Source organism: Streptomyces sp. JB150 (genome assembly GCF_011193355.1).
GTDB lineage: Bacteria > Actinomycetota > Actinomycetes > Streptomycetales > Streptomycetaceae > Streptomyces.
The window spans coordinates 5,558,423-5,581,722 of sequence record NZ_CP049780.1 but is presented as its reverse complement, the minus strand read 5'-3'; the positions used below and the strand labels follow the sequence as shown (position 1 = coordinate 5,581,722).

At 71.5% G+C, this 23,300-nt stretch carries 16 protein-coding genes; 6 read left to right on the top strand and 10 right to left on the bottom strand.

The genetic code is table 11. The features are described 5' to 3' along the window. Nucleotides 1-98: 98 nt before the first annotated feature. The 5 genes from G7Z13_RS25820 to G7Z13_RS25800 all read right to left on the bottom strand — a co-directional run bounded on the left by G7Z13_RS25820 (nucleotide 99) and on the right by G7Z13_RS25800 (nucleotide 4,571). Nucleotides 99-398 carry a WXG100 family type VII secretion target gene (locus G7Z13_RS25820; protein ID WP_166002617.1) on the bottom strand — a complete coding sequence of 100 codons (300 nt, stop codon included), beginning with the start codon at nucleotides 396-398 and terminating at the stop codon, nucleotides 99-101. 83 nt (nucleotides 399-481) lie between these two features. Continuing rightward, nucleotides 482-826, bottom strand: coding sequence for a hypothetical protein (locus G7Z13_RS25815; protein ID WP_166002616.1), 345 nt, complete (start codon nucleotides 824-826; stop codon nucleotides 482-484). Between the two features lie 110 nt (nucleotides 827-936). Next, nucleotides 937-2,214 (bottom strand): S8 family serine peptidase, encoded by a 1,278-nt coding sequence (locus G7Z13_RS25810; RefSeq protein ID WP_346768008.1) that lies wholly within the window; start codon nucleotides 2,212-2,214, stop codon nucleotides 937-939. Nucleotides 2,215-2,280: 66 nt separating this feature from the next. Continuing rightward, nucleotides 2,281-4,062 carry a hypothetical protein gene (locus G7Z13_RS25805; protein ID WP_166002614.1) on the bottom strand — a complete coding sequence of 594 codons (1,782 nt, stop codon included), beginning with the start codon at nucleotides 4,060-4,062 and terminating at the stop codon, nucleotides 2,281-2,283. A gap of 2 nt (nucleotides 4,063-4,064) precedes the next feature. Next, the gene (locus G7Z13_RS25800) at nucleotides 4,065-4,571 is read right to left on the bottom strand and encodes a hypothetical protein (protein WP_346767999.1); all 507 of its coding nucleotides are present in this window, start codon (nucleotides 4,569-4,571) and stop codon (nucleotides 4,065-4,067) included. A gap of 454 nt (nucleotides 4,572-5,025) precedes the next feature. Here G7Z13_RS25800 and G7Z13_RS25795 point away from each other — a divergent pair, with 454 nt between their 5' ends. The 3 genes from G7Z13_RS25795 to G7Z13_RS25785 all read left to right on the top strand — a co-directional run bounded on the left by G7Z13_RS25795 (nucleotide 5,026) and on the right by G7Z13_RS25785 (nucleotide 8,557). Continuing rightward, entirely contained in the window at nucleotides 5,026-5,553 is a 528-nt protein-coding gene (locus G7Z13_RS25795; protein ID WP_166002613.1) for a DUF1664 domain-containing protein, read from the top strand. 119 nt (nucleotides 5,554-5,672) lie between these two features. Continuing rightward, nucleotides 5,673-7,982 carry a DUF6571 family protein gene (locus G7Z13_RS25790; RefSeq protein WP_166002612.1) on the top strand — a complete coding sequence of 770 codons (2,310 nt, stop codon included), beginning with the start codon at nucleotides 5,673-5,675 and terminating at the stop codon, nucleotides 7,980-7,982. 23 nt (nucleotides 7,983-8,005) lie between these two features. Then, nucleotides 8,006-8,557, top strand: a complete 552-nt coding sequence (locus G7Z13_RS25785) for a hypothetical protein (RefSeq protein WP_166002611.1) — start codon at nucleotides 8,006-8,008, stop codon at nucleotides 8,555-8,557. 61 nt (nucleotides 8,558-8,618) lie between these two features. On the opposite strand, the gene G7Z13_RS25780 is transcribed toward G7Z13_RS25785, so the two are convergent. From G7Z13_RS25780 to eccB, 3 genes are read right to left on the bottom strand one after another with little or no spacing between them, the layout of a single operon-like run. Then, nucleotides 8,619-9,218, bottom strand: coding sequence for a hypothetical protein (locus tag G7Z13_RS25780; protein ID WP_166002610.1), 600 nt, complete (start codon nucleotides 9,216-9,218; stop codon nucleotides 8,619-8,621). Next, nucleotides 9,212-10,516, bottom strand: a complete 1,305-nt coding sequence (gene mycP / locus G7Z13_RS25775) for a type VII secretion-associated serine protease mycosin (protein ID WP_166002609.1) — start codon at nucleotides 10,514-10,516, stop codon at nucleotides 9,212-9,214. The genes G7Z13_RS25780 and mycP overlap by 7 nt, the downstream gene beginning before the upstream one ends. A 9-nt stretch (nucleotides 10,517-10,525) precedes the next feature. Then, nucleotides 10,526-12,052, bottom strand: coding sequence for a type VII secretion protein EccB (eccB, locus tag G7Z13_RS25770; protein WP_166002608.1), 1,527 nt, complete (start codon nucleotides 12,050-12,052; stop codon nucleotides 10,526-10,528). Between the two features lie 404 nt (nucleotides 12,053-12,456). Between eccB and eccE the strand changes: the two genes are divergently transcribed. The 3 genes from eccE to G7Z13_RS25755 all read left to right on the top strand — a co-directional run bounded on the left by eccE (nucleotide 12,457) and on the right by G7Z13_RS25755 (nucleotide 18,084). Next, nucleotides 12,457-13,635 (top strand): type VII secretion protein EccE, encoded by a 1,179-nt coding sequence (eccE, locus tag G7Z13_RS25765; protein WP_346767998.1) that lies wholly within the window; start codon nucleotides 12,457-12,459, stop codon nucleotides 13,633-13,635. Beyond that, on the top strand, nucleotides 13,635-14,450 hold the full coding sequence (locus tag G7Z13_RS25760; RefSeq protein WP_166002606.1) for a hypothetical protein: 816 nt from the start codon (nucleotides 13,635-13,637) through the stop codon (nucleotides 14,448-14,450). The genes eccE and G7Z13_RS25760 overlap by 1 nt, the downstream gene beginning before the upstream one ends. Before the next feature lie 442 nt (nucleotides 14,451-14,892). Further along, nucleotides 14,893-18,084 carry an SCO5717 family growth-regulating ATPase gene (locus G7Z13_RS25755; RefSeq protein WP_166002605.1) on the top strand — a complete coding sequence of 1,064 codons (3,192 nt, stop codon included), beginning with the start codon at nucleotides 14,893-14,895 and terminating at the stop codon, nucleotides 18,082-18,084. A gap of 135 nt (nucleotides 18,085-18,219) precedes the next feature. On the opposite strand, the gene G7Z13_RS25750 is transcribed toward G7Z13_RS25755, so the two are convergent. Next, a complete protein-coding gene (locus G7Z13_RS25750; protein ID WP_166002604.1) occupies nucleotides 18,220-19,173 on the bottom strand; it encodes a bifunctional riboflavin kinase/FAD synthetase in 954 nt (317 codons plus the stop codon). A gap of 170 nt (nucleotides 19,174-19,343) precedes the next feature. After that, nucleotides 19,344-23,279 carry a serine protease gene (locus G7Z13_RS25745; RefSeq protein WP_240926343.1) on the bottom strand — a complete coding sequence of 1,312 codons (3,936 nt, stop codon included), beginning with the start codon at nucleotides 23,277-23,279 and terminating at the stop codon, nucleotides 19,344-19,346. Between the last annotated feature and the right edge of the window lie 21 nt (nucleotides 23,280-23,300).

The window sequence follows — 23,300 nt, the reverse complement described above, 5'->3', positions numbered from 1 at the left end:
GCGCACGTCGCTGTCTGAGCGGCCGCACGGAGCTTACGACAGCGGGGTGGGCGCCTCCCGCGCGCGCCCACCCCGCTGATCCGTTCTCCGGCCGTGTCCTACACGAAGTAGCTGGCGGCCTTCTTGTCGCCTTCCATGTACGTACCACCGGACTGGGCGACGACGTGGCCGATGGCCATCAGGGCCTGGTGGATGTCGTTGGCTTCCTTGTCCCAGCGACGCAGCTTCTCGTTGAACTGGTCCTGAGCCACGCCCTGCCAGTACTGCTTGCTGTTCTCGACCAGCTGGCGGAGCTCCTGAAGGTCCTGCTCGAGCGTCTTCGCCTCGTTGCCGATGGTCGTCGCCGTGATGTCCAGCGCGTCATAAGAGACGGAAAGTCCGTCGCCGTTACGGCCCATGCCTGCCTGCCTTGTCTCGCTCGTGTGCGGTGAGTGGTGTGCGGTGAGGCGCTCTGCTCAAGGCGCCTGAAAGGTGACTCGGTTCAGGACATCGAGCTGAAGGGAGACACCGTGGGAGCACCGTCCTGAACGTTGATCCGGTTGACCGCGGCGCGGACCTCGTCTTCCTTCGTGTCCTTGATGTTGCGCGCCGTGGTCATGTTCTCCATGACCTCGCCGAGGATGCCGCCGATCGCCTGCAGCGACGTGTTGATCTCGTACTGCTTCTTGTCGAACTCGGCACGGCCGATACCGTCCCACTGGCCGCCCTCGAGGCTGTCGATGACGCCCTGAAGGTTGTGCACCCGCTTGCGGATGTTCTCGTACTTCTCGTACATCTGCTTCTGCAGCTTGATTACTGCTGCATCTTCGAGTTTCTGGTCGGCCATGACCAGCCATCCTTTCGTCTGTCTGTCTTCCGGTCGATTGGTTCAGATGGCGGGGCCGCACCCGGTGGTGCGGGCCCGCGTGGTCATTCGGCAAAGGACCGCTGGTCACATCACCTGGCGCGCCGGGCCCGCAGGACGGCGGCGCCGGCGCCACCGATGACGAGCACCGCGGCGGCGGCTCCCAGCACGATCCACAGGGTGTTGTCGTCACCGGCGTCGGCTGCGGCCGCTTCCGCGTCCGATCCTGCCGCCGACGTGCCGCCGGTTGAACCCTTTCCGGGGGCCTGTGACGCGCCTGATGCAGAAGTGGAGGGATCGGACGAGGAGTTGCCCGCCTTGTCGGCATTGCCGCTGTCACTGCCGTCGCTCGCGTCCCGCGCGCCCGCCTTGGCCAGCACATCGCCCCCGTTGATCTTCGCCAGCGGATCGACGTCCGGGGGGCCGGGGTCGTAGCTGGGGTTCTCCAGGACGACCCGGGGACGGATGAATCCGTAGCCCGCGTACTTGCTCGGCTTGTCCTTCGGCCAGGAACGGCTGGCGGTGTCGAGCAGGGCTCGAGTGACCTGGTTGACGGTCCAGTCCGGGTGGGCGGACCAGATGAGGGCGGCGGAGGCGGAGACCAGGGCGGTGGCCTGACTGGTGCCCTTACCTTCACAGTACTCGCGGAAGTTCTCGTCGCACCATGCCGGAATGTCCTCACCGGGCGCCGCGAGGTCGGCGAAGCCCGATGAAGACTTCTCCGAGAACTTGGACACGGTGTAGGTCGAGTCGACCGCAGCGACACCGAGCACGTAGGGGTAAGTGGCAGGGGCGTCAGGGAAGCCGTCGTTGCCCACGGCAGCGACGAGCAACTTGCCCTTGGAGGCCGCGTACTTGACGGCAGCCTCCGCTTCTGCGCTGGTCATGCCGCCGAAGGACATGTTGATGATTTTGGCGTCGGTGTCGGCGGCCGCTCTCAGTGCTTCCTCGGCGTTCGGGGCCTTCTCGTATTCCTCCGGCCGCGACTCCAGCCCTGCCAAAGCCACGCGGTACGGAACGACCTTCGCACCGGGAGCCAGTCCCTTGATTCCCCCGCCTGCACCCGTGCCGACGATCAGCTCGGCCATGGACGTCCCGTGACCCGAGTAGTCCTCGGTGACCCGGTAAGCGACATCTTCAGGGACGTCGTCGACCAGCACCTGCCCCTTCAGCGACGAAGTGTTCGCGTTCACTCCCGTGTCGATGACCGCCACTTTGACGCCTTCGCCCGTGCTGACCTTCCACATCTGCTCGGTCTGCATCGGGTCCAGGTACCACTGCTTGGACTGGGCGTCAGCCGCCGATGCGTCGGGGCCGAGCCCCACACTCACGGCAGTCAGGGCGCCGACGACAGCGCCCACCACACGCACTCGCCCGGCGCGCCTTGTCTTGAGGAGCGTCCCTGACTTCATGGCGTTGTTAGTCCTCGCTAGCGATCAGTTGACGACCGGCGGCACGTTGCGCCGGGGGTGTTCGGGCAGGTGGGTCTCGGGGTCTTCGACCACGTAGTCAGGACGCGAAGATGCCTGTGTCTCCCTCTCGCCGTCAGGATTGCCCCTGTCGTCGGACCGGCGGACCAGACCCGCGCCTCCACGGGTCATACCGTTCCGCTCCGACTTGGTGGCGGAGTTACGCCCGGTCGGCCGACCGGTGACGGGCTGCGCCGAGCCCCCGACTCCACCACGGGAGGCACCGGACGCACCCGTGCCGGGCCGTGCCCCTGCCGGCGGAGCTCCGATGACGCCGCGCTGTCCCGTGCCGGCGGACGGCTGCGCGTTGGTCACCGGTCCGGTACCGATCACCGTTCCACGCGGGATCTTCGCCCCGCCCTTCGCACCGGCGCCGGGAGGGCTCGCAGGCCGCCCTCCGACCACGCCGTTCGCGCGGCCCGCGCCCGTCGCCGGTCCCACATTCGGCCGCGCTCCGGCCGTGCCGCCCGGGCGCGGGGTGCCTCCGGTCACACCCGACTGCCCCATCGGGAAAGGCCTCGCGGTGGAACCGCCACCTCTGCCCGTCGCCTGACCGGTCGCCGTGGGACGTCCCGTCTGATGGGTGGCGCCAGGCCCCGTGGGGCGCCCGGTGACGGAGTTGGTCAAGCCCTGCTGTGGACGCCCCTGCGCGGACACAGGGGTGCGCAAGCCACCAGCTCCACCAGTGGCTTTGCCAGAACCCTTGCCCGGGACCAAGGGCACGTAGCTGTCGAAGTGACCGGGCTGGCCACCAGCCGTGGGAGGCGTTCCGGTGACCGGCGGCGTGGACCCCGGAGCCGGTGTGGTCGTCGCGGCGGGCAGAGTGCCGACACTGTCGATCGTGGTACCGACCGCATCGTCGGGAAGCTCGATTGTCCCCTGAGCCGGTGTGACGCGCGCCGGCGCATCATTCACGGCCTGCGCTCCGGCTTGCCCCGTGGCTTCAGCCGGCGGCGCGTAGTGACCCGCACCTGCCGTCCGCGCGGCACTCGCCGTGCCTGAATCGCCAGCAGCCGAGCCCGACATCAGCGGAGCCGGAGGCACACCGACATTGGGCATCGGCGGGAACGTGGGCGGCTTCTCCTGGAGCACCGAGAGCTGCTGACTGGAGACCGCGTAGTACGAGGCCAACCGGTTCATCTGGTTGATCGCCTCTTGGCGGTCCTTCTCCACCTTGACGGCGGCGTCGTACTCGTCCTTCTTCTCGGTCTTCTCGCCCTCGCTGAAGTTTTCGGGGCGCTTCAGATTCCTGGGGTCACGCGCCGGCATGGCGCTGCGCACCGACGCTAGACCCACCGCGGCGGCGAGGACCTGGTCGCCCGCCTTGCCGGCGTACTCGCTCAGCTCGTCCGTGCTCTTGACGAGAGCGCGACCGTACTCGCGGAACTCATTGCCGGCCTGGCCCTTCCACTGCACGCGATCGATACGTCCCCGGAGCTCGTCCGCTGCCGCTTTGATGGCCTTGCGCGCGTCGCTGAGTGCCTTGCCGGACGACTCCAGGTCCTCGGGGTTCGTCTGATCGACGAGATCGACCATCTCGTTGAGGTCGAGGTTCTTCGCTCCGAAGTCCGTGCTGGCGAACACGGCCTTTCCAGGCGCGGTGGACCCCACCACGGCTCGTACGGCGCCGGTCACGAGGCCGGTGAAGAAGCCGTCACCGTGGGAGTGCTCGACGTTGCGAGCGATGTCGGCGAAGCGATTCTGATTGGAGGCGCGCTCGATATCTGCCTCGTGCTGCTGGTCTGTCACGCTCAGGCCCCCATCCCGGACGTACCTTCGCCGTCGTGCCGGCCGCTCGTCCTCTCCTGCAACTGGCTGATCTCCCACTGGATGGCCCAGAACCGCTGGCGCTGTTCGAGTTCGAGCTGGTCGAACCCGTTGGCTGCGCCTTTGACCGCGATGCCGATCGCCTCGATCTGCAGATGCAGCGTCTTGGACAGGGTGGTGAGCTGTTCGTGGACGCTGTTGTACTGCGTGTAGAGGCTGTGGGCCTCCGGAAAGACATCGGCACGCCCGTTGCTCAGGGACGACGGCTTGATCGTCTGCGCACCCACCCTCGCCGGGTTGCCGGCCGACGCCTCAAGGCTTCGCAGCACGCCGTCGACACGGGACACAAAGTCCTTCAGCAGCTCGCCGCTGACCTCGAGGTCCGCCTTACTGGCCGCCGACACGCCCCCCACCATGTCCGCTGGAAGCACGACGCTCCTCCCCGTTTCCCCGTAACGTCCACCGGCCTCGATCAGATCACGACCGGTCACTCACTCGCCGTACGATCGCAAAGCGAGCCGCGCCAGACAACGCTTTTGACACTCTAGTCAACCTGCACAACGGGTCCAACCGAGGCGTGTCGTAAGTCAGTTACGACACAGCACAGAGGGGTCGTCGTTTGACCCATTTGCGGCTTTGTCGACGTACGGTCGCTATCCGCGCCCCGCGCCCCTCTCCGGTGGTCTGCGCGGAACCTCCACGCATGACATGTCACCCCTTCAGGTGGAGCCGCACTCGCAACCGACACCGGGCATCCAGGGGCGAACCCTCGCGCCAGCCTGCCCTCCCGCCTGCACTTCCCGCCCAACACGGCGACACACCGGCCTTTCTCCATCAAACCTCCGCATACCGCAGCGCTAACTTGACCGTCACCGCACACGGCATGCGCACGAGTCAGCACGCGGCACGGGCCCGGCGGTCATGAGGACGGGGAAGGGAGCGCCCATGGCATGGGACGAGTGGGAGCGGCTCAAGGCTCAGGCCGTCGAGCGGCGGTCCGCGCGGATGCAGCTGAACCAGCTCGATCCGGGCGACGGCTCCCCCGGTATCGCCGGAGGCCCCTCCAGGTACGGCGACCTGAAGGTCTCGAACGCTTCGCTCACCAAGATCAGCAAATCCGCACACGGTCTCTACAACGAGCTGTGGGACAAGGCCCGGGTCGCCGTGCCGACCAGCGAGTCCGCGGCCGGTGATCTGTCGAAGCAGGGTTTCGCACTCGGCGCCGGGCTGCAGCATGTGTCGCTCCGCTGGGAGCAGCAGCTGAAGTCCCTCATGGACGCCTGCGCGCAGATCACGAACCATCTCCAGGTCAGCAAGAGCATCCACGCCGGCGACGACCACTACGTCAGCCGTCAGATGAGCAGCATCGACCTTCTCGACGCCGGCTTCGACGAGCGCGTGGGACGACCGGGCGAGAAGAACGAAATCTACGGCGCGAAACCCGGCAAGCAGGAGCAGGGGCAGGAGCAGTGACGGGCGTGACGGCCTCGCGCCCCCTTCGCATCCCCCGTCACCGTGACCCCGGCACCTCCCATCGCCACCGCACACTGGACACCGCACACCCCACTCGAGACCTCCTGGGACCACGGCCAATGGACTTCGGCACCCTGCGCGACGCCAACTTCAAGCTGCTCGACGACGCCGTCAAGGACTGGTCGACGCTGGTCAAGCACCTGGAAACGCTGAAGAAGGACGCCGAGGACGAACTGCACCAGGCCGCGAACAAGGCGGACTGGGCCGGCGTGAATGCTCAGGTGACGAAGGAGTTCATCGGCAAGACGGCCGGTGAGTTCAGCGACGCGCACGCGCAGGCCGCGACCATTCACAAGGTCCTCGACGACACGCGGAACGAGCTGAAGGGGTATCACGAGCAGCTCGTCGACGCCATTGACAGTGGCCGGAAGAACAACCTCACGGTCATCGTTCACGAGGGCGGATTCACCGTCACCACGGATGTGCCGCCGGAGGGCCGGGCGCGGCAGGACAAGGACAACCAGTCCGAGATCACCGCGCTGCGCGACCGGCTCCAGAAGATCCTGGACAGGGCCACCGAGAGCGACAATTCGGCCAAGACGGTCCTCAAGGCCATTGCCGACCAGAGCAAGCTCGGCTTCTCGGACGTCTCTTACGCGGACCGGGACAGTGCGGCTGAGGCCCTAAAGCGAGCCGACGAGATGGCGAAGCTGGCGCTCAACCCCATGGACCTGAGCCCTCGGGAGTTCGACCGGCTTCTCCGTGGGCTCGAGAAGTACGGAAACGACGACCTGTTCGCCGAGCGGTTCGCCACGGCGCTCGGCCCGCGAAAGACGCTGGAGCTGTGGTCTGGGATCAACGACCCGCACCACGGCAACTACCGTCTGGGACAGGAGCGGCTGGACAAGTTCGACGATCTGCAGCGCAGCCTGGGCACGACGCTCGCCAACGCCACGCAGAGCGATTCCGTCGCCATGACCGACTGGAAGCGCACGATGATCGACATCGGTGACAAGCCGCTCTATGGCAGTCAGGGTGGCCCGATGGGCTTCCAGGTCATGAGCAACCTGATGCGCACCGGGGATTACGACGACCAGTTCCTCAAGGACTACGGCACCAGGCTCATGGAGACCGAGCGCAAGCTCACCGGGAACGGGGAGCACGGCAACAGAGCGTGGCAGCCGGGCACGAGTCCGTGGTTGAACCGCATCGGCGAGGACAGCGGCGCCGATCCACTGACCGGCTACCTGAAAGGCTTGTCCAACAGCCCTGACGCGGCGACCGACTTCTTCAATCAGGAGTTCATCGGGAAGGACGACAAGAACAACCCCTTCGCACGGGACACGGACGGCGACGGCAAGAACGGCAAGGTCGGACTCTCGAACTTCCAGTACCTCTTCGAGGAGCGGGAGTGGCCGAGGGAGACGGACCTCGAAGGGCATGATCTTCACACAGGCAAGAACAATCTGGCTCTCGCCCTGGAAGCGGCTACCACCGGTCACCCTGCGGGAGAGATGCCGGGGCCGGACACTCCTGCGCACAATCGTGAGCAGGCCAGGCTTATGGAGAGCCTGGTTGCGTCGATCGCCGATGATCCTGAGAGGCTCACGATGAGCGGATACATGTCTGACAGTATCGGACAAATCACTTCTGAGTACCTTCCGGACATCAATCGCTCGATGACCGACGTGATTAGGGATCCTGAGTCTGAGAAGTGGCAGGAAGTGGAGAAGCTCTATCCGATTGAGGGAGCGGAAGCAAAACTTGACCACATTTCAGTGAGCAAGTTGCTTTTCGCTGTCGGCCAGAACCCGGAGGGCTATGCAGCAGTGGAAGTGGGCCAGAAAGCGTATATGGGCAAGCTTTTCGACCACCACCTGAATGCTGACCTGCCTGCTGGGCACCGGCTCACCAACAACGGAGAACTTCTCCTCTCCCAGATCGCGGGAAGATCGGGAGAGGTATCCGGCACACTCGCCCTGGGCGCTCAGGAGTCCATCGGAGAGACGGCCTCCAACAAGGACAAGGAATACGAGCACTCGGTAGCACAGAAGAAAAACCTCATCTCCGGAACTGTTGGCACAGCTGTGGGAGTAGGTACATCCTTTGTCGCCACTCCCTGGATCGGCGCGACGGCGGGCGGCGGTGCTGGAACTGTCACCAGCATGGTCATCGAGTCGGTATTCAAGGATGCCGAAGGCCATGCTTTGGAGGACGCCGCGTCGACCGGGGGACAGTATTGGCAGGATGGACTGGTAAGGAATCAGACCATCACCGAAGACGCGGCTCGCGAAGCTGCGGATAGGTACGACACCGTCGACAAGACAGATGCAGGCCTCATCGCGCGGGATGCCGCCGAGCAGGGCTATCTCAATGCGCGCGCCATTCTCCAGGGGCAAGCACCGGGAAGCACCAAGACCTTCTCGTGAATCTGTCAGGCAGGGGAGTTCCTGTGAATCGTGAACACTCTTGGACGGGCCGCTGCGCGATGCTCGTCTCGGCGGCATGCATGCTCGTCACCACGCTTTCATCCTGCGGGACCGATGAGCCGGAGCGTGACTACGCCGTTCCCGCAGAATTGTGCGGCATTTCTCTTGCCTCGGATGATCTGACCCCTTTCCTCCCGACCGGCGAGGATCTCGAAGTCCGAGAGAAGAAGGCCTCTGGCGTCACTACCTGCCATGTGATCGTCGACAAGAAACTCATCGTCACCGCGACTCAGGCGTGGCTGAAAGAGGGAAAGAACACTTCCTATTTCGCGTACAGCCGGTCTCTCGGCACTCAAGAGAATGTAGCGAAAGACGGCAGGTTTCGTTACTCGGGCAACGAAGCTTTCGGCAAAACGAATGGTTGCGTCGACTCCCGGTACGGCCGAGAACTCTACACAGCGGTGCAGGCCCAGGGATCCGAGCACGAGAACGCTGACGCGATGAAGCGCCTCATCACCTCGTACACCCGTGAGGTGGAGGCATCCGCGGCATGCGAGGCGGGCTCGACAAAGTGAAAGCACAGCCTGCACCGACTCAGTCGGCGCGTCGGCGAACTGAGTGCCAAGGTCCGACGGATCAGCATGGCCCCTGCTGCGTCTTCACACTGAGCCGGTAGGCGAACTGGGTGTATGTTCCCTCGTCCAGGCCCGGCGGGGTGTAGTCGTCCTTCTTGGAGCGGATGCGCTTGATGTGGGTGCAGTACTCGGTGTCCGCACCGTTCGCCGTCACCCGAAAGTACGCGTCGGCGTCCGTGTTGGCGGCGAGGGGTGCGGCGTCCACGCCGTCCTGTGGGGCGTCGGCGCCGCCGTTCTCGGCCACCTCGGTCTCGACGAGTTGGTCGTAGGTGTGGAAGTAGACGATAGGGTCACCGGATTCGTCGACCCGGTAGAGGTAGCCATCGAGTTCGGACGTGGCCTGCTCCACCGCGCTCTTCAGCTCGTCGTCGCTCCACTTCGATGCGTCTTGGACGCCCAAGCCCTGAAGACCCACGACGATGCCAGCCACGGCCATGACGGCGAGGGTGATCCGGGCGACGACGAACGCGGCGTCAGGGAGCTCGGGGGCGGATGGGTTGAGGGATTGCCTCCAGCCCCGTACACGGTCCGCCTTCACGCAGGCCATCAGGATGAGCAGCGCGGAGAGGACGAAGAGGGTGATCGACAGCTTCGTCAGCATGACGGGTCACCGTACCCGCGGCGCCGGCGCCTCGCGTCCCGTACCGCCACCGCCGTCCCGCTGAGCCCCGCCACCAGCACCAGGCCGCCGACCACCACATACGTCCCCAGGCGGGTGTTGCGTTCACCCGGGGTCTCGCCGAAGTGGACGGGGGCCACCGACGGGGCCTCTACGCCGACCAGGTTCTCGGCCGGGCGGGGGGACTCGACCGGGTTGTGGGGGTCGACGTCCGTGAGGGCCTTGACCGGGTCGACGACGCCCCAGCCGACGAGGCGGTCGTGGCCGGGGATGGTGCGTTCCGCGGTCTGTTCGATCTGGGCGACGATCTGCTGGGCCGTCCACTTCGGGTACTTGGCCTTCAGGAGGGCGGCGACGCCGGCGACGTAGGGGGCGGAGAAGCTGGTGCCGTTGTCGGAGCAGTGGCCGTTGCCGGGGACGGTGGAGATCATGTCGACGCCGGGGGCGGCCACGCCGACGAAGTCGCCGGACTGGGAGAACGGGGCGCGTTCGTTGTTGCGGTCGGAGGCGGCGACCGCGAGGACGCCCTCGTACGACGCCGGGTACGTCACCTTGACGTTGCCGCCGAGGCCGTCGTTGCCGGCCGAGGCGACGACCACGACCTGTTCGGCGAGGGCGTAGTCCACGGCCTGCTTCAGGCGCTGGTCGGGTTCGACCGCGTTGGCCGTGTCCTGGGAGATGTTGATGACGTCGGCGCCCGCGTTCACCGCGTAGCGGATGGCGTCGGCGAGGGTGCGTGCCGTGCCGTTGCCCTCGGCGTCGTTCTGCTTGACCGGGATGATCGTGGCCTCGGGGGCCAGGCCCACGAAACCGGTTCCCTTGGCGGGGCGGGCGGCGATGATGCCGGCCACGCGGGTGCCGTGGCCGACGGTGTCGGTGGTGCCGCTGGCGTTCCCGCGCTCGATCTCCTCGCCCTTGCTGTTCTTCGCGGGGAGGAAGTTCTTGCCCTTGGAGACGTCGACCGCCGCGGACAGCTGGGGGTTCTTGACGTCCACGCCCGTGTCGATGACGGCGACGCGGACGCCCTTGCCCTTCGACTGGGCCCACAGTTCGTCGAGGTTGACGCGTTGCAGTGCCCAGGGGCGGCCCTCGTACTTCTTCGAGGGGAAGGTGCACTGGCCGCTGTCGTCCGCCCGGGCCTGGGCGGCGGGCAGGGCGAGCGGGGTCGTCGCCGCGAGGGCCGCGGTGGCGAGCAGGACCGGCAGGGCCGGCAGCGACGGCAGGGCCGGCAGCGACGGGCGGCGGCGCGCGGGGCGCGTCCGGCGTGATGTCGTCAGCATGAGCACCCCCTACGAGCCCTGCGGCTGGCGTGCGGCCGCCTCCGACAGGCGGGGTCCGGTGGGCAGGAACGTCGACCACGCCGCGGGGATCGGGGTGGGTTCGACCTTCTCGTAGCCGAGCCGGGTCTGGGCGATCTTCGCTTCGGCCAGCTGCTGCTTGCGCTGTTCCTTGGAGGTGCCGATGCCCTTGTCGTCGGTGGCGCTGTCGCTGTTGGACTGGAGGGCGTAGCGCAGACCGGTGTCGGTGACCAGGAAGACGCTGCCGGCGGTGGTCTCCTGCCCCTGGAACTGGCGGTAGAGCTGCCCGGAGCCGGGGGTGACGTACGCGCTGGAGGAGCCGGTGGGCAGCTGCGCGGGGAAGTCGGTGCCGACCCAGGTGGACAGGGTCGTCGTGCCGTTGCCGGCGTTCACCGAGCGCAGGACGTTGCAGAGGGTGTTGCGGCCGGTGGTGGCGCTGGTGCCGTTGTTGACCGTCTTCGGCTTGTACGCCGGCCACTTGCGGTCGCCGAGGAAGGTGGTGCTGTCGACGACGGCGCCGGGGCTGACCTGCTGGGCCTCGCCGGTCTGGCCGACGGCGACCAGGTCGCCGCTGTTGAGCAGGAGGGTGGCGGTGAACTCGCTGATCCGGGCGACCTCGCCGGGCAGCACGACGTAGTACTGCATGCGCGTGCCGTCGTACGCCTTGATGACCATGCCGACCTTGTCGTACCGGCCGAGGCTGTCGGAGGCGTTCGCCGGGGCGCCGGGGTCGCCCTTGATGGTCGGGATGGTCAGCGGGTCGCCCTTGTGGAGGGTGTCGAGCCAGTCCTGGGAGACGCGCTGCGGGGCGCGGCCCTGGGTGTCGAGGGCCTTGAGGAGTTCCTTGTCGTCGGGGTTGGCGAGCGGGTAGGCCCAGCCGCGCGAGTCGACGACGTACTGCGTCCTGCCGTCCGGGCCGACGACGTACATCAGGTCGCCGCCCGTCAGCCTGTTGCGGCCCTCGGTCTTCGGCCATTCCTTCTCGGCGAGGACGAACGCCGCCTTCTGGATGGCCCGGCCGCCGGCGCCGGGGCGCTCGCAGACGGCCCAGCGCTTGGCCTTCTCCGCCTCCGCGGCGGCGGGCAGGCGGTCGGGGGCGTAGGGGATGCCGATGGTGGCGCCGTGCGGGGGCTTGCCGCTGTCGAGGACCTTCTCGTCGACCGTGATGATGCTGTTCTTGTCGGGGTCCAGGAGCAGCTTGGCGGAGGCCATGTTGAGCACCGGGTGCAGCTGCTTCTTGCCCTTGGTCTTCAGGACGACGTACCGCGTGGTCGAGTCGCTGGCGACGATGACGTGTTCGCCGGGGTTGTCCCAGCCCTTGGGCGCGGTCGGGCTGAACAGTCCGATGGCGCCGAAGACCGCGAGGACCACCACGCCGACGACCGCGCCGGGCCACACCGCGCTGAGCGGCTTGGGCGCGTTCTCCTCCGAGCCCGACGGCGAGGGCCGCAGGAAGGACGCGAGTGTGCGCCGCTTCGCGAAGGTGTAGGCGTTGAGTTCATCGCGGCGTGATGCCATGTGTGTCCGCTCTCTCCCCGTTGCGGAGCCCTGGGGACGGTCACTGTGCCGTCGCCCGCCCGTGGTTGCCTCTGGTGCCTCGGTTGTCAGACCCGGCCCCTACTATGCCTGTTGCGTGGACGTGCGTGTGTCATGGGTAGGGCGCTCAGGACTCGCAGGAGCGTGTGGACAAGGGTTTTCGGGAGAGATTCGGGGGTTTTGGAGTGATGGCTTCCGCACCGCGGACCCGGTCGCGATCGCAATCGGGGTCACGATCGGGCCGAGTGGGCCGGTCGGGGCGTCCGGGCCGGCCGGACCCGTCGGGGGGTGCCGCCGGTCCGGCGGGGTCCCGGGGCCCGGCCGCGCCCACGGGCGCCGTCACGCCGCACCTCAGGGCGCGTTCGGGGCGCGGGGGTTCGTTCGCCGTGCAGCGGCTGGTGCTGCTGGAGCTGGCGGCCGCGCTCGTCGTCTGCGGCTGGCTGATCGGGACGTACGCGCTGATCCCGGCCGCCGTCGTCGCCGCGGTGCTCGTCGTGCTCGCGCTCGTACGGCGCCGGGGGCGCTCCCTGCCCGAGTGGCTGGCCGGTGTGCAGGCGCTGCGGGCGCGCCGCCGCAAGGCCGCGAACACGCCGGTGCCGCCGGGCACCGACTCCGGTCTCGCCCCGGCCGTCGAATGCGACCCGAGCCTGCGGACGTACAGCTACAGCCGGGGCAACGACCGTGACCGGCGCCCCGTGGGCATGGTCGGCGACGGCGGTTTCCTCACCGCGGTCCTCCAGGTGGAGGCCGACTTCGGCGCGCTGCGCGCCGAGCGCAGCCGCAGGCCCCTCCCCCTCGCCCTGGTGCGGGACGCGCTCGACGTCGACGGAATCCGCCTGGAATCCGCACAGGTCGTGCTGCACACCCAGCCCGCGCCCGCGCCCCATCTGCCGCAGCAGTCGGTCGTCGTGACCAACTACACACAGCTCCAGGCGCAGACCGCCTCCCCGGCCGTCCGCATCATGTGGATCGCGCTGAAGCTGGACCCCGAGCTGTGCCCGGAGGCGGTGGCCGCACGTGGCGGCGGACTCGTCGGCGCGCAGAAGTGCCTGGTGCGCTCGGCGGAACATCTGGCCAGCCGGCTGACCGGTGCCGGGTTCCAGGTGAGCGTGCTCACCGAGGAAGAGGTGACGGCCGCCATCGCCACCTCCGCGTGCGCCAACCCGATGGTGACCGCGCAGGCCGGGCAGAGCGACGCGCCCCGGCGGCGGACGGAGGAGACCAGCCGCAGCTGGCGCTGCGACAACCGCCGGCACACGACGTACTGGGTGCGCCGCTGGCCCCCGCTCGGCGGTTCCGGCTCCGGACTGCCGCAGCTGGTCGCCCAGTTGACGGCCGTGCCCGCGCTGGCGACGACGCTCAGTCTGACGCTGACGCACGGCGGCCGCCAGCAGGTCGCCCTGACCGGACATGTGCGGGTCACCGGGCGCAGCAGCACCGAACTGGCCGCGTCCCGCCGGGAGCTGGAGCGGGTGGCGCGGCAGGCGCGGACCGGTCTCGCCCGTCTCGACCGGGAACAGCTGCCCGGAGTCCTGGCCACCCTGCCGCTCGGAGGTGCCCGCTGATGGCCGCCATGACCTCCCCGTCCGCTCCGGCCCCCGCCGGCTTCCCCCGCACCCCCGTCCCCGGCGGCGACGGGGCCGGCGGAGGCGGCGGGCGCGGCGCCGGGCTCGGGCAGCGGCTGCGCACCGGTTTCGGGCTGCTGGGCCCCCGGCATCCGCGGCACACGCTGTCCGTCGAGGAGTTCGACGCGCTGACCCTGCCCATCGGTGACGACGGCGTCGTCGTCGGCGTCACCGCCGAGGGCCACCCCGCCGTCCTCGGCGTGAACCGGCCGACGCCCTACGACGTGCTGCTCATCGGCGGTCTGTGGACGGCGCAGGTGCTCGCGCTGCGCGCCGCGGCGACCGGTGCCCGGGTGGCCGTCGAGACCGGGCGTCCCCAGCACTGGGCGCAGGTGGTGCAGGCGGTGGGCGGCGGCCAGTCCGGGATGACCGTGCACGAGGTGGGCCGGGTCCCTCCGCTCGGCGCCTCGGCGGGCAGTCCGGTGCTGGTGATCCGGGACTGCGGTATGCGGCCTCCGCGCGGACGTGTGGTGTCGGCGCCCTGGCAGTCGGTGCTGACGCTGCTGCCCTATCTCAGCCCGGTGGCGCCCCGGTTGATGCGGCAGGCGCGGATCATCGGCGTGCAGCGGGTGTCGCCGGACGAGGCGGCCGAGATCGGGCGCGTCATCGGTCTGCCGCGCGCCGAGTACGAGCCGCTGCCGACCCTCGCCGACGGCGTCACCCTCTGGTGCACGGACGGCGACCGCCAGTACGTGGTCACGCAGCCCACGGACGCCGAGATCGGTCTGCTGGGCGTGGCCCGGCGGATGGACTGACGGGGGCGCGGCGGCTGAAAGGAGCAGCGCGGCAGGAAGGGCGGTGGCGGGGGTGGGTGACGGGGGGCGACGGGAAGCGCCGCCGGCAGCACGGCGAGGAGCGTGGCCGGGGGCACGGCGAGGAGGGTGACGGGGGACGACGGGGAGGGTGACGGGGGACGACGGGGGCGGGCAAACGGTGGGGACGGCCGGTCGTGACCGATCGGCGCGGCAGCCGATTCCCGGGCGACCGCGAGGCTTTGTTCCGGACGTGCATCGGGGGGCAGACGCGCCTGCCGTGCCCGGCCCTTTCTTGATTAGGCTGGGGCGGGGCACGAAGCGAGTACCCGGCACAGGGGGATGCGCGTTCCGGGGGTGACCCGGCGGGACAGCCCAAGAATCGAACGACAGCAATGGTCGCCCCAGCACGCTATGAGGGTGCTCGACCACACCAGGAGGAACTGTGAGCAGCGATCGGGACGGGATCCGCGGGGGCTGGGCGACGCCCGGCGATGACCAGCCCGACGCGGAGGCCGCCGTCGAGGCGACGGGTGAGTTCACCATCGACTACGCACCGCCTGCCTGGTACACGCAGAACGCGTCGGGGGCCTCCGACGGGGCGGGATTCCCGGCGACTTCGGGGACGTCCGGGACGGCCGGGGCTGCCGGGACGGCGGGGCCTTCCACCGCGGCCGTTCCGGGCCCCGCCACTCCCCAGGTGCCGGCCGTCCCGCCCACGGCTCCGCCCGCGACCCCGCCGGTTCCGCCCGCCGCACCCACGCCGCCCACCGCGCCCACCGCGCCCACCGCGGATGCTCCGTTCGCCCCGCCCGCCGCCGCTCCCGCCCCGCACATCGGCACCCCCGTGCCGCTGCCCAGGCTGCCCGAGGGCAGCGGGTTCGAGCCGCAGCACCCCGAGCCGCCGCAGGCGCAGTCCCGGCCGTACTCGCCGTCGCAGGGCGAGCAGCCGTCCGCCCAGCCGGCCTCGGAAGGGGGCGGCACCGGCAACGGTGACCTGGACAGCGGCGCCACCATGCGGTTCTCCGCGGCCGCGCTGAAGCGGGAGTTCGAGGCGCGGGACGCGGCGGCCGAGAGCGGGACCACGCGGGAGGCGTCCGGCGAGGACGCGCGCGCGGGCGCGCAGGACGGCGCGCACGACGCCGAGAGCGCCGGGGGTGCCGAGGGCGTCGCCGGTGAGTCCGCCGTCGTCGACGGCGAGGACAAGCCCGGCGAGGACGCCGCGGACGACACCCGCGCGGTGGCCGACGAAGCCGACGGCGACGAGCAGGAGGGCACCGAGCCCTCGGAGACCGCCCCTTCGGCGACCGACCTTTCGGTGCCCACCCCTGCCTCCGCCGAGCCGGACGAGCCCGCCGCCACGGACACCGACGCCGAGGCCGCTCCCGCCCAGGACGCCGCCACCCCCGCGGGTGAGGCCGTCGCCGCCGACGCCCCCACGGACCCTCAGTCCGCGGAAGCCACGCCGCAGGCCTCCGCCCCGGCCGCGCCCCAGCCCGCCGAGGCCGAGGCACCCGCGCAGGTGGTCCAGGCCCCCCAGGCGCCGCAGGGCACCCCCGCCGCCTGGACTCCCCAGCCGCCGCAGCAGGGCGTTCCCCCGCTGCCTCCGACGTACCAGCCGGCCGCCCCGGCCACGGCCGCCCAGTGGCCCGCCCAGCCCCAACCGCAGCAGCCGCAGGCCCAGCCTCAGCCGCAGCCCTCCGCCCCGCAGGGCCAACCGCTCGTGCCCGGGCAGCAGCCGCCGTTCCAGCCTCAGGCACCGCAGTCCGCGCCCGCCGCCTGGAACCAGGCGCCCTCACCGGCCCCCGCCGACCCGTCGGCCCCGGCGGCGCAGCAGCCGCCCGCCGCCCCGATGCCGCCCGCGCAGCCCATGCCGCCCGCGCAGCCCGGCTACGGCTTCCCGCAGCCCGGCCCCGGCATGCCCCCGGCCCAGGGCGGCTACGGCTTTCCCCACCCCACGGGCACCCCGACCCCGCCCGCGCCCGACGCCCACGGCGGCTACGGCTTCCCGCAGCCCGGCGGTTACGGCTTCCCGCAGCCGCCCGCCCAGCAGGACCGGCCGGGCGTGCCCCCGCAGGCGACCCCGCAGCAGCCGCAGCCGCCCGCCCATGCGGAGCACCCCCAGACCCAGCAGCCGCAGGCCCCGCAGCCGCAGCCGCCGATGGCCCCACACGCCCAACCCCCGTACGCCCAGCCGCCCGTGGACCCCCGCACCGGTGCCGCGTGGCCGCAGCCCGTGCAGCACGACCAGCGCCAGCCCACCAACCCCGGTGCGGCGCCGCTCGGTTACACGGCGGCCGTGGAGCTGTCCTCGGACCGGCTGCTCAACAGCCGTAAGCAGAAGGCGAAGAGCAGCCGCCCGACGGCCGGCGGCGGCCGGTTCAAGCTGGGCGGGAAGAAGGAGGAGGCCGAGCGGCAGCGGAAGCTGGAGCTGATCCGCACGCCGGTGCTGTCCTGCTACCGCATCGCCGTCATCAGCCTCAAGGGCGGTGTCGGCAAGACGACCACGACCACCGCGCTGGGTTCCACGCTCGCCTCCGAGCGGCAGGACAAGATCCTCGCGATCGACGCCAACCCGGACGCCGGCACGCTCGGCCGCCGGGTGCGCCGCGAGACCGGGGCCACCATCCGTGACCTGGTCCAGGCGATCCCGTACCTCAACTCGTACATGGACATCCGGCGGTTCACCTCGCAGGCCCCGTCCGGCCTGGAGATCATCGCCAACGACGTCGACCCGGCCGTGTCCACGACGTTCAACGACGAGGACTACCGGCGCGCGATCGACGTCCTCGGCCGGCAGTACCCGATCATCCTCACCGACTCGGGCACCGGTCTGCTCTACAGCGCCATGCGCGGTGTGCTGGACCTCGCCGACCAGCTCATCATCATCTCCACGCCGTCCGTGGACGGCGCGAGCAGCGCGAGCACGACACTGGACTGGCTGTCCGCGCACGGGTACGCCGACCTGGTCTCCCGCTCGATCACCGTCATCTCCGGGGTCCGCGAGACCGGCAAGATGATCAAAGTCGAGGACATCGTGGCGCACTTCGAGACCCGCTGCCGCGGTGTGGTGGTCGTGCCCTTCGACGAGCATCTGGCCGCCGGTGCCGAGGTCGACCTGGACATGATGCGCCCGAAGGTGCGCGAGGCGTACTTCAACCTCGCCGCCATGGTCGCCGAGGACTTCACCCGCCACCAGCAGGCGCAGGGCCTGTGGACCAGCGACGGCAACCCGCCCCCGGTGGCGGCCCCGCCGATGCCGGGCCACCAGCTGCCGGGCCAGCCCGTGCCCGGCCAGCCGTTCCCGGGCCAGCCCCCCGTCCCCGGCCAGCCCGTTCCGGGCCAGCCCGCCCCCGGCCAGGGCTTCCCTGGCGGCCAGGCCGTCCCCGGCCAGCCGATCCCGGGCCAGCCGATCCCCGGCCAGCCCATGCCCGGCACCCCGTACGGCCAGCCCGGCCACCCCGGCCAGCAGCCGTACGCACCCCCGGCCCAGCCCTACGCCCAGCCGGGCCAGCAGCCCTACCCGCCACAGCCCGGCCAGCAGCCCTACCCGCCCCAGCAGCCCGGCCACCCGTACCCGCCCCAGCAGGAACAGCCGGGCCAGGGCGGCAGCCAGGCCCAGCCGCCCCAGCAGTAACACCTCACGCGCACCCCCACACACCCGCGCGCGCCCACACACCCCCGCACGCGCACCCCCCACCCCCACACCCCTGCGCATGACAAAGGCGGCCGGTGCCCCAAGGCACCGGCCGCCTTCACGTCACGAAAGCGCCTACTCGGCCTCCGCCGCCGCCACCAGCTCCCTGCAACGCTGCACGTCCTTCGCCATCTGCTCCAGCAGCGCGTCCAGCGTCTCGAACCTCGCCTGCCCGCGCACGAACGCGAGGAAGTCGACGGCGACGTGCAGGCCGTACAGATCGAGGCCGACGCGGTCGATGGCGTACGCCTCCACCGTGCGCTCGGTGCCGTCGAACTGCGGATTGGTGCCGACGGAGATCGCGGCCGGCATCGCCTCGCCCTGAGCGTGCAGCCAGCCGGCGTAGACGCCGTCGGCGGGGATCGCGGTGTGCGGCAGCGTCTCGACGTTGGCGGTCGGGAAGCCGAGTGCGCGCCCGCGCTGGGCGCCGCGCACGACGACGCCCTCCACGCGGTGCGGCCGGCCGAGGATCTCGGCGGCGCCGGCCACGTCGCCCTCGGCGACGAGCCGCCGGGTCAGGGTGGAGGAGAACGGTTCGCCGCCGCCCGCCTCACCGGTGACGTACAGGTCGACGACCTCGACCTCGAAGTCGTAGATCTCGCCCTGCTCGGCGAGGAAGTCGACATTGCCCGCCGCGCGGTGCCCGAAGCGGAAGTTGGGGCCCTCGACGACCGCCTTGGCGTGCAGCTTGTCGACCAGGACCTTGACCACGAAGTCGGCCGCGGTCAGCTTCGAGAACTCGGTGGTGAACGGCAGGATCAGCACCGCGTCCACGCCCAGCTCCGCCATCAGTTCGCAGCGGCGGTGGTGCGGGGCGAGCAGCGGCGGGTGGCTGCCGGGGCGGACGACCTCGCTCGGGTGCGGGTCGAAGGTGACCACGACGGCGGGGACGCCCAGCTGACGGGCGCGGTCCACGGCGTGCCGGATGATCAGCTGGTGCCCGCGGTGGACTCCGTCGTAGGAGCCGATGGTGACGACGCTGCGCCCCCAGTCCTGGGGGATGTCCTCCAAGCCACGCCAGCGCTGCACTGTGACCGCTCCTCGAACCCGTGTCTGACTCTTACGGCTGCCTCTTATGCAGGTCTAAGGGTGCCATGCCGGGTGCTCCCCGCCCGCATCGGCATGGACGCTGTGACCCGTCGCACCCACGGCGGCCGTCCCGCTCCTCGCGCGGAGCCGGGACCACCCTCACCTCAGGGTCACGCGGGAACCCGCGCACCCGCCAGATTCTCCAGCATCCGCCGGCTGCTCGGCCCGATCACCGCCGCCCAGTCGCCGGGCGCCTCGGCAAGCCAGCCGGCCACCCGCGCGGCGAATCCGGGCACCTCACGGCCCAGCTCGACCAGGATCCGGTCGAAACGGGTCGCCCCGTCGGGGGTGCGTACGAGGAGCCCGCCCAGGCCGTGGACCAGCTCCCGCAGATCGTCGGGGGCCTTGCGGGCGGCGGCGCGCAGCAGCGCCTCCAGTACGGCCGGGTCCCGCTCGACGCTCAGCAGTACCTCGCGCAGCTCCCGGCGGAGGGCTCCTGGGGCGGCCAGTACGCCGGCCAGGGCGGCGCGCAGCGCAGTCGGCGCCGGGCTCGGTCCGCCGTCGAGCAGATCGGTGACCAGCGGGAACAGTACGGCGCGAGCGGCGGGCCCGTGATCCAGGCGGCGGTCGGCGTACTCGGCGACGGCCCCGGCGAGGTCCGGGCGCAGGGCCACCGCCTCACGGATCAGGGCGGCGACGCGCGGGACGAGGGCGGGGGTGGTGACGTCGGCGAGGGTGCTCAGCAGGCCGCCGGCGTCGGGGGTGAGGTGCAGCCGGGCGCGGAAGGCGTCGAGCACCGGCTCGGGGTGGGTGGGGAGGGCGGCGGCCAGGGCGCTCGGCGGGAGGTGCGGGTCGCCCGCCCGGAAGTGGTCGAGAGCCCGTGGGAGGTGGTGGGCGCGGGTGCGGGGGTCCCGTACGAGCAGTCCGAGGGCTCCGCCGTGCAGGGCGGTGTCGGCGGGGCGGGCGAGCAGCGCGAGCGCGGCGTAGCGCAACAGCTCGCGGTCGGCCTCGCTGCGGACGTGCGGCGCGGCGCGCAGGCCGTACGCCAGCGCGGTGGCGCGCCGGTCGGGCCGTTCGTCGTGCACCCAGCGGTCCACGGCCCGGCAGATCGCGGACGGTTCCTCCTCGGCGAGCACGGCGAGGAGTTCACCGGCGCGGCCGTGCGCGCTGTCGGCCAGCAGCTCGGTGAGGTCGTCCACCGCGTGGTGGCGGTGGGTGTGCAGCAGCGCCTGCGCGGCGGCGGCGACGGTGGCGTGCGGGGTCGCGGGCAGCGGCCGCTCGTCGTCGAACCAGCGGACGAGGTACGGCTGTACGGCGGTCGGGGCGGCGGCGAGCAGGCCGGCGACGGCGTCCAGGTAGCGGGGGCCCGGCGCGGCCTGGGGGGCGGGGTCGGCGAGGACCAGGCGGCGCAGGAGGTCGAGGCGTTCGGCCTCCGGGAGCCGCAGCCCGGTCCAGAAGCCGGGGCCGAAGTCGCCCGGCACGTACGGCTGTTGGCGCCGTCGGTCGACGACGCTGTCGGCGAGCCGGCGCAGTACGGCCAGGTAGGGGGTGGCGTCCGGCACGCGCAGCAGGACCTCGCGCAGCAGCCGGGCGGCCCACCAGGAGTGCGGGTCGGCGTCCAGTGCCTGTGCCAACTCACCGAGCCGTGCGGCGAGTTCCGCTGTGCCCTGCTGGCGGGCGACGCACAGCAGGGACTGGACGACCGGGCCGATCCGGTGGTGCGGGACGGGCGGGGGGTGGGCCGGTCCGGCGGTGCGGGGGCGGTGGACGAGGGCGCGCAGGGCCTCGTCGAGGTCGAGGTGCAGGCCCTGGATCCAGTCGGCGAACTCCTCGTGGGCGAAGCGGTAGCCGTCGCCCGCGGGCACGAACAGGCCCTCGGCGAGGACGGCGGACGCCCAGCCGGTGCCGCCGCCGAGCCGGCCGGGCGCGGGACCCCAGGGGAAGACCGTCTCGAAGGCGGTGCGGTCGAGTTCGCCCTGGGCGGGGCCGAGGTTGCGGCGGGCGGCCTCGTGGACCTGCCCGGCGACGCGGGCCGCCAGACGGCGTACGGCGGTGCCGCGCAGGCCGTTCTCGGCGGCCAGCCGGACCGCGACGCGCAGGCACATCAGGTCCAGGTGGGCGGAGAACACGTCGTGGTGGTCGAGTGGGGACGGGCAGGGCGCGCCGGGGATCGCGGCGCGGACCTCGGCGATCAGGCGGAGGGTGAGCGGATGCCGGGCGTCGGCCTCGGCGAGGGCGCCGTCGGGGATGCGGTGGCGGGCGCGGACGAGGCGGGCCTCCGCCTCGGTGAGGTCACCGAGGGGCACGCAGGGCGGGCCGCCGGGCCACGGGGTTTCCTCCACCGCGGGCCTGTACAGCAGCTCGGCGGGGAACTCGGCGCCGGCCGACTCCCAGTACTCGGCCCGGCACGCGACCACCAGCCGCGTGTCCGTCTCCCGCAGCCAGGCGGCCGTCCGCTCGGTCCAGGCGCGCAGCCGGTGGGTGAGGACGGGGGGCATCTCCTCGGGGCCGTCGAGCAGGAGCAGCAGCGGCCGTCCCGCCTCGCGGGCGACACGGGCCAGGCGCTCGGGGGTGAGATCGTCCGGCGGGGCCGACCGGGACCCGGCCGCGGCGACGATCCGCGCCGCCCGCTCCACGGCCCGGCGCACGGCGTCCGCGATCGAACCGTCGTCCTCCCGCAGATCCGCCCCCCGCAGCCACAACGTGGGCGCCGGCCCACCACCCACCACAGCCGCGACGCCCCCCACACCGGCCCGGACACTGCCCGCACCGGCCACGGCACCCCCCACGCCCCCCACACCGGCCCGGACACCACCCGCGCCGACCCCGGCACCCCTGACGCCAGCCCCGACACCCCCCACACCGGCCCCGCCGCCTCCCAGGACAGCCGCGCTCCCGCCCACCGCGCTCACGTCCCCTGCCACGTCCGACCCCGGGCAGGGGTCCGGCCCCGCTCCGAGTCCGAGTCCCTCCCCCAGTCCCCCTCCCGGACCCGCACCGCGCAGCCACGACGCCGACACCCCCACCGCCCCCGCGTCCACCACCGAGGTGCGGCCCTCCCCCGCCTCGGGCGCACACGGCACCCGCCCGGCGTCGCCCGCCACCGCGACCCCCCGGTGTCGGCGTGCGGCGAGTGCCGCGAGCTGTGTCGTACGGCCGCTGCCCGGCGGGCCGACCAGGGCGAGCACCGCGGCCGGGCCGCGCTCGAAGGCGGTGAGGTGCCACAGCACCGCCTCGCGCTCGACGGGCTCCGCCTCGCCGGGCGCCCGGACGCCGGCCGCCCAGCCGGGACGCCCGTCGGGCGCGCCGCCGCCCGTGCCCTCCAGCACCCCGCGCGGCCCGTCCTGTCCCACGGAGGTCGCCGCCAGCTCCAGGACCCCGGCGAGGTTGAGATCGGCCCCGTACGCGGGCACGGTCGCCGCGTTGCGGGCCAGCAGTCCGGCCAGCGGGCCGTCGCCGGCCGGCCGCAGGGACACGGCGAAGCCGCACTCGCGCTGCCCGGACCGCAGGGCGGTGCCGACGACGGCGACGACCGCGCCGGTCCCGGCGTCCCGCACCGGTCCCCCGGCCGCGCCGCCGCCCAGCCGCAGCGCGTCCCGGCCGGCGGTGCCGATGGCCAGCTCCAGGGCGTCGTCGATCCGGTGGCAGCGGTCGGTGGCGGTGTACGTCACCTCGGTGGCGCCGAGGACCCGCGCCTCGCGCGGACAGCCGGCGGTGATCCGGACGTAGGCGCCGGTCTCGACGCGGTCGCGCACGGTGAGCGGCAGGGGGTCCACGCCGAGGCCGTCGGCGTGGACGAGAGCCAGGTCCCGTTCGGGCAGCGGGATGACCGCGTCGGCGCCGACGACGTGGCTGCGGTCGCCGGTGGCGGTGCGGAGGACGAGCCGGGGCAGGCCGTCGACGGTCTCGTGGCTGGTGACGACCGTGCCGTGGTGGTCGGCGACGAAGCCGAGGCCGCGCAGGCGTCCGGCGAGGTCGTGGATGTGGACGAGGCCGTCGCCGGGCGGCGGTGGCGGTTCGTGCGGGGGGTGCGGGCGTGCCGTGTGACGGCCGCGCGGAGTGTGTTCGCGCGGTGCGTGGTCGTCCTGTCGGCCCCGTTCCCCCATCGGACCTCCCCGCCGTGCTCG

What these genes read in the sequence shown, in the direction of transcription:
- G7Z13_RS25815 (WP_166002616.1), bottom strand. Translation starts at nt 826, where the DNA reads ATGGCCGACCAGAAACTCGAAGATGCAGCAGTAATCAAGCTGCAGAAG.
- G7Z13_RS25795 (WP_166002613.1), top strand. Translation starts at nt 5,026, where the DNA reads ATGGCATGGGACGAGTGGGAGCGGCTCAAGGCTCAGGCCGTCGAGCGG.
- G7Z13_RS25820 (WP_166002617.1), bottom strand. Translation starts at nt 398, where the DNA reads ATGGGCCGTAACGGCGACGGACTTTCCGTCTCTTATGACGCGCTGGAC.
- G7Z13_RS25790 (WP_166002612.1), top strand. Translation starts at nt 5,673, where the DNA reads ATGGACTTCGGCACCCTGCGCGACGCCAACTTCAAGCTGCTCGACGAC.
- eccB (WP_166002608.1), bottom strand. Translation starts at nt 12,052, where the DNA reads ATGGCATCACGCCGCGATGAACTCAACGCCTACACCTTCGCGAAGCGG.
- G7Z13_RS25760 (WP_166002606.1), top strand. Translation starts at nt 13,635, where the DNA reads ATGGCCGCCATGACCTCCCCGTCCGCTCCGGCCCCCGCCGGCTTCCCC.
- G7Z13_RS25745 (WP_240926343.1), bottom strand. Translation starts at nt 23,279, where the DNA reads ATGGGGGAACGGGGCCGACAGGACGACCACGCACCGCGCGAACACACT.
- G7Z13_RS25780 (WP_166002610.1), bottom strand. Translation starts at nt 9,218, where the DNA reads ATGCTGACGAAGCTGTCGATCACCCTCTTCGTCCTCTCCGCGCTGCTC.
- mycP (WP_166002609.1), bottom strand. Translation starts at nt 10,516, where the DNA reads ATGCTGACGACATCACGCCGGACGCGCCCCGCGCGCCGCCGCCCGTCG.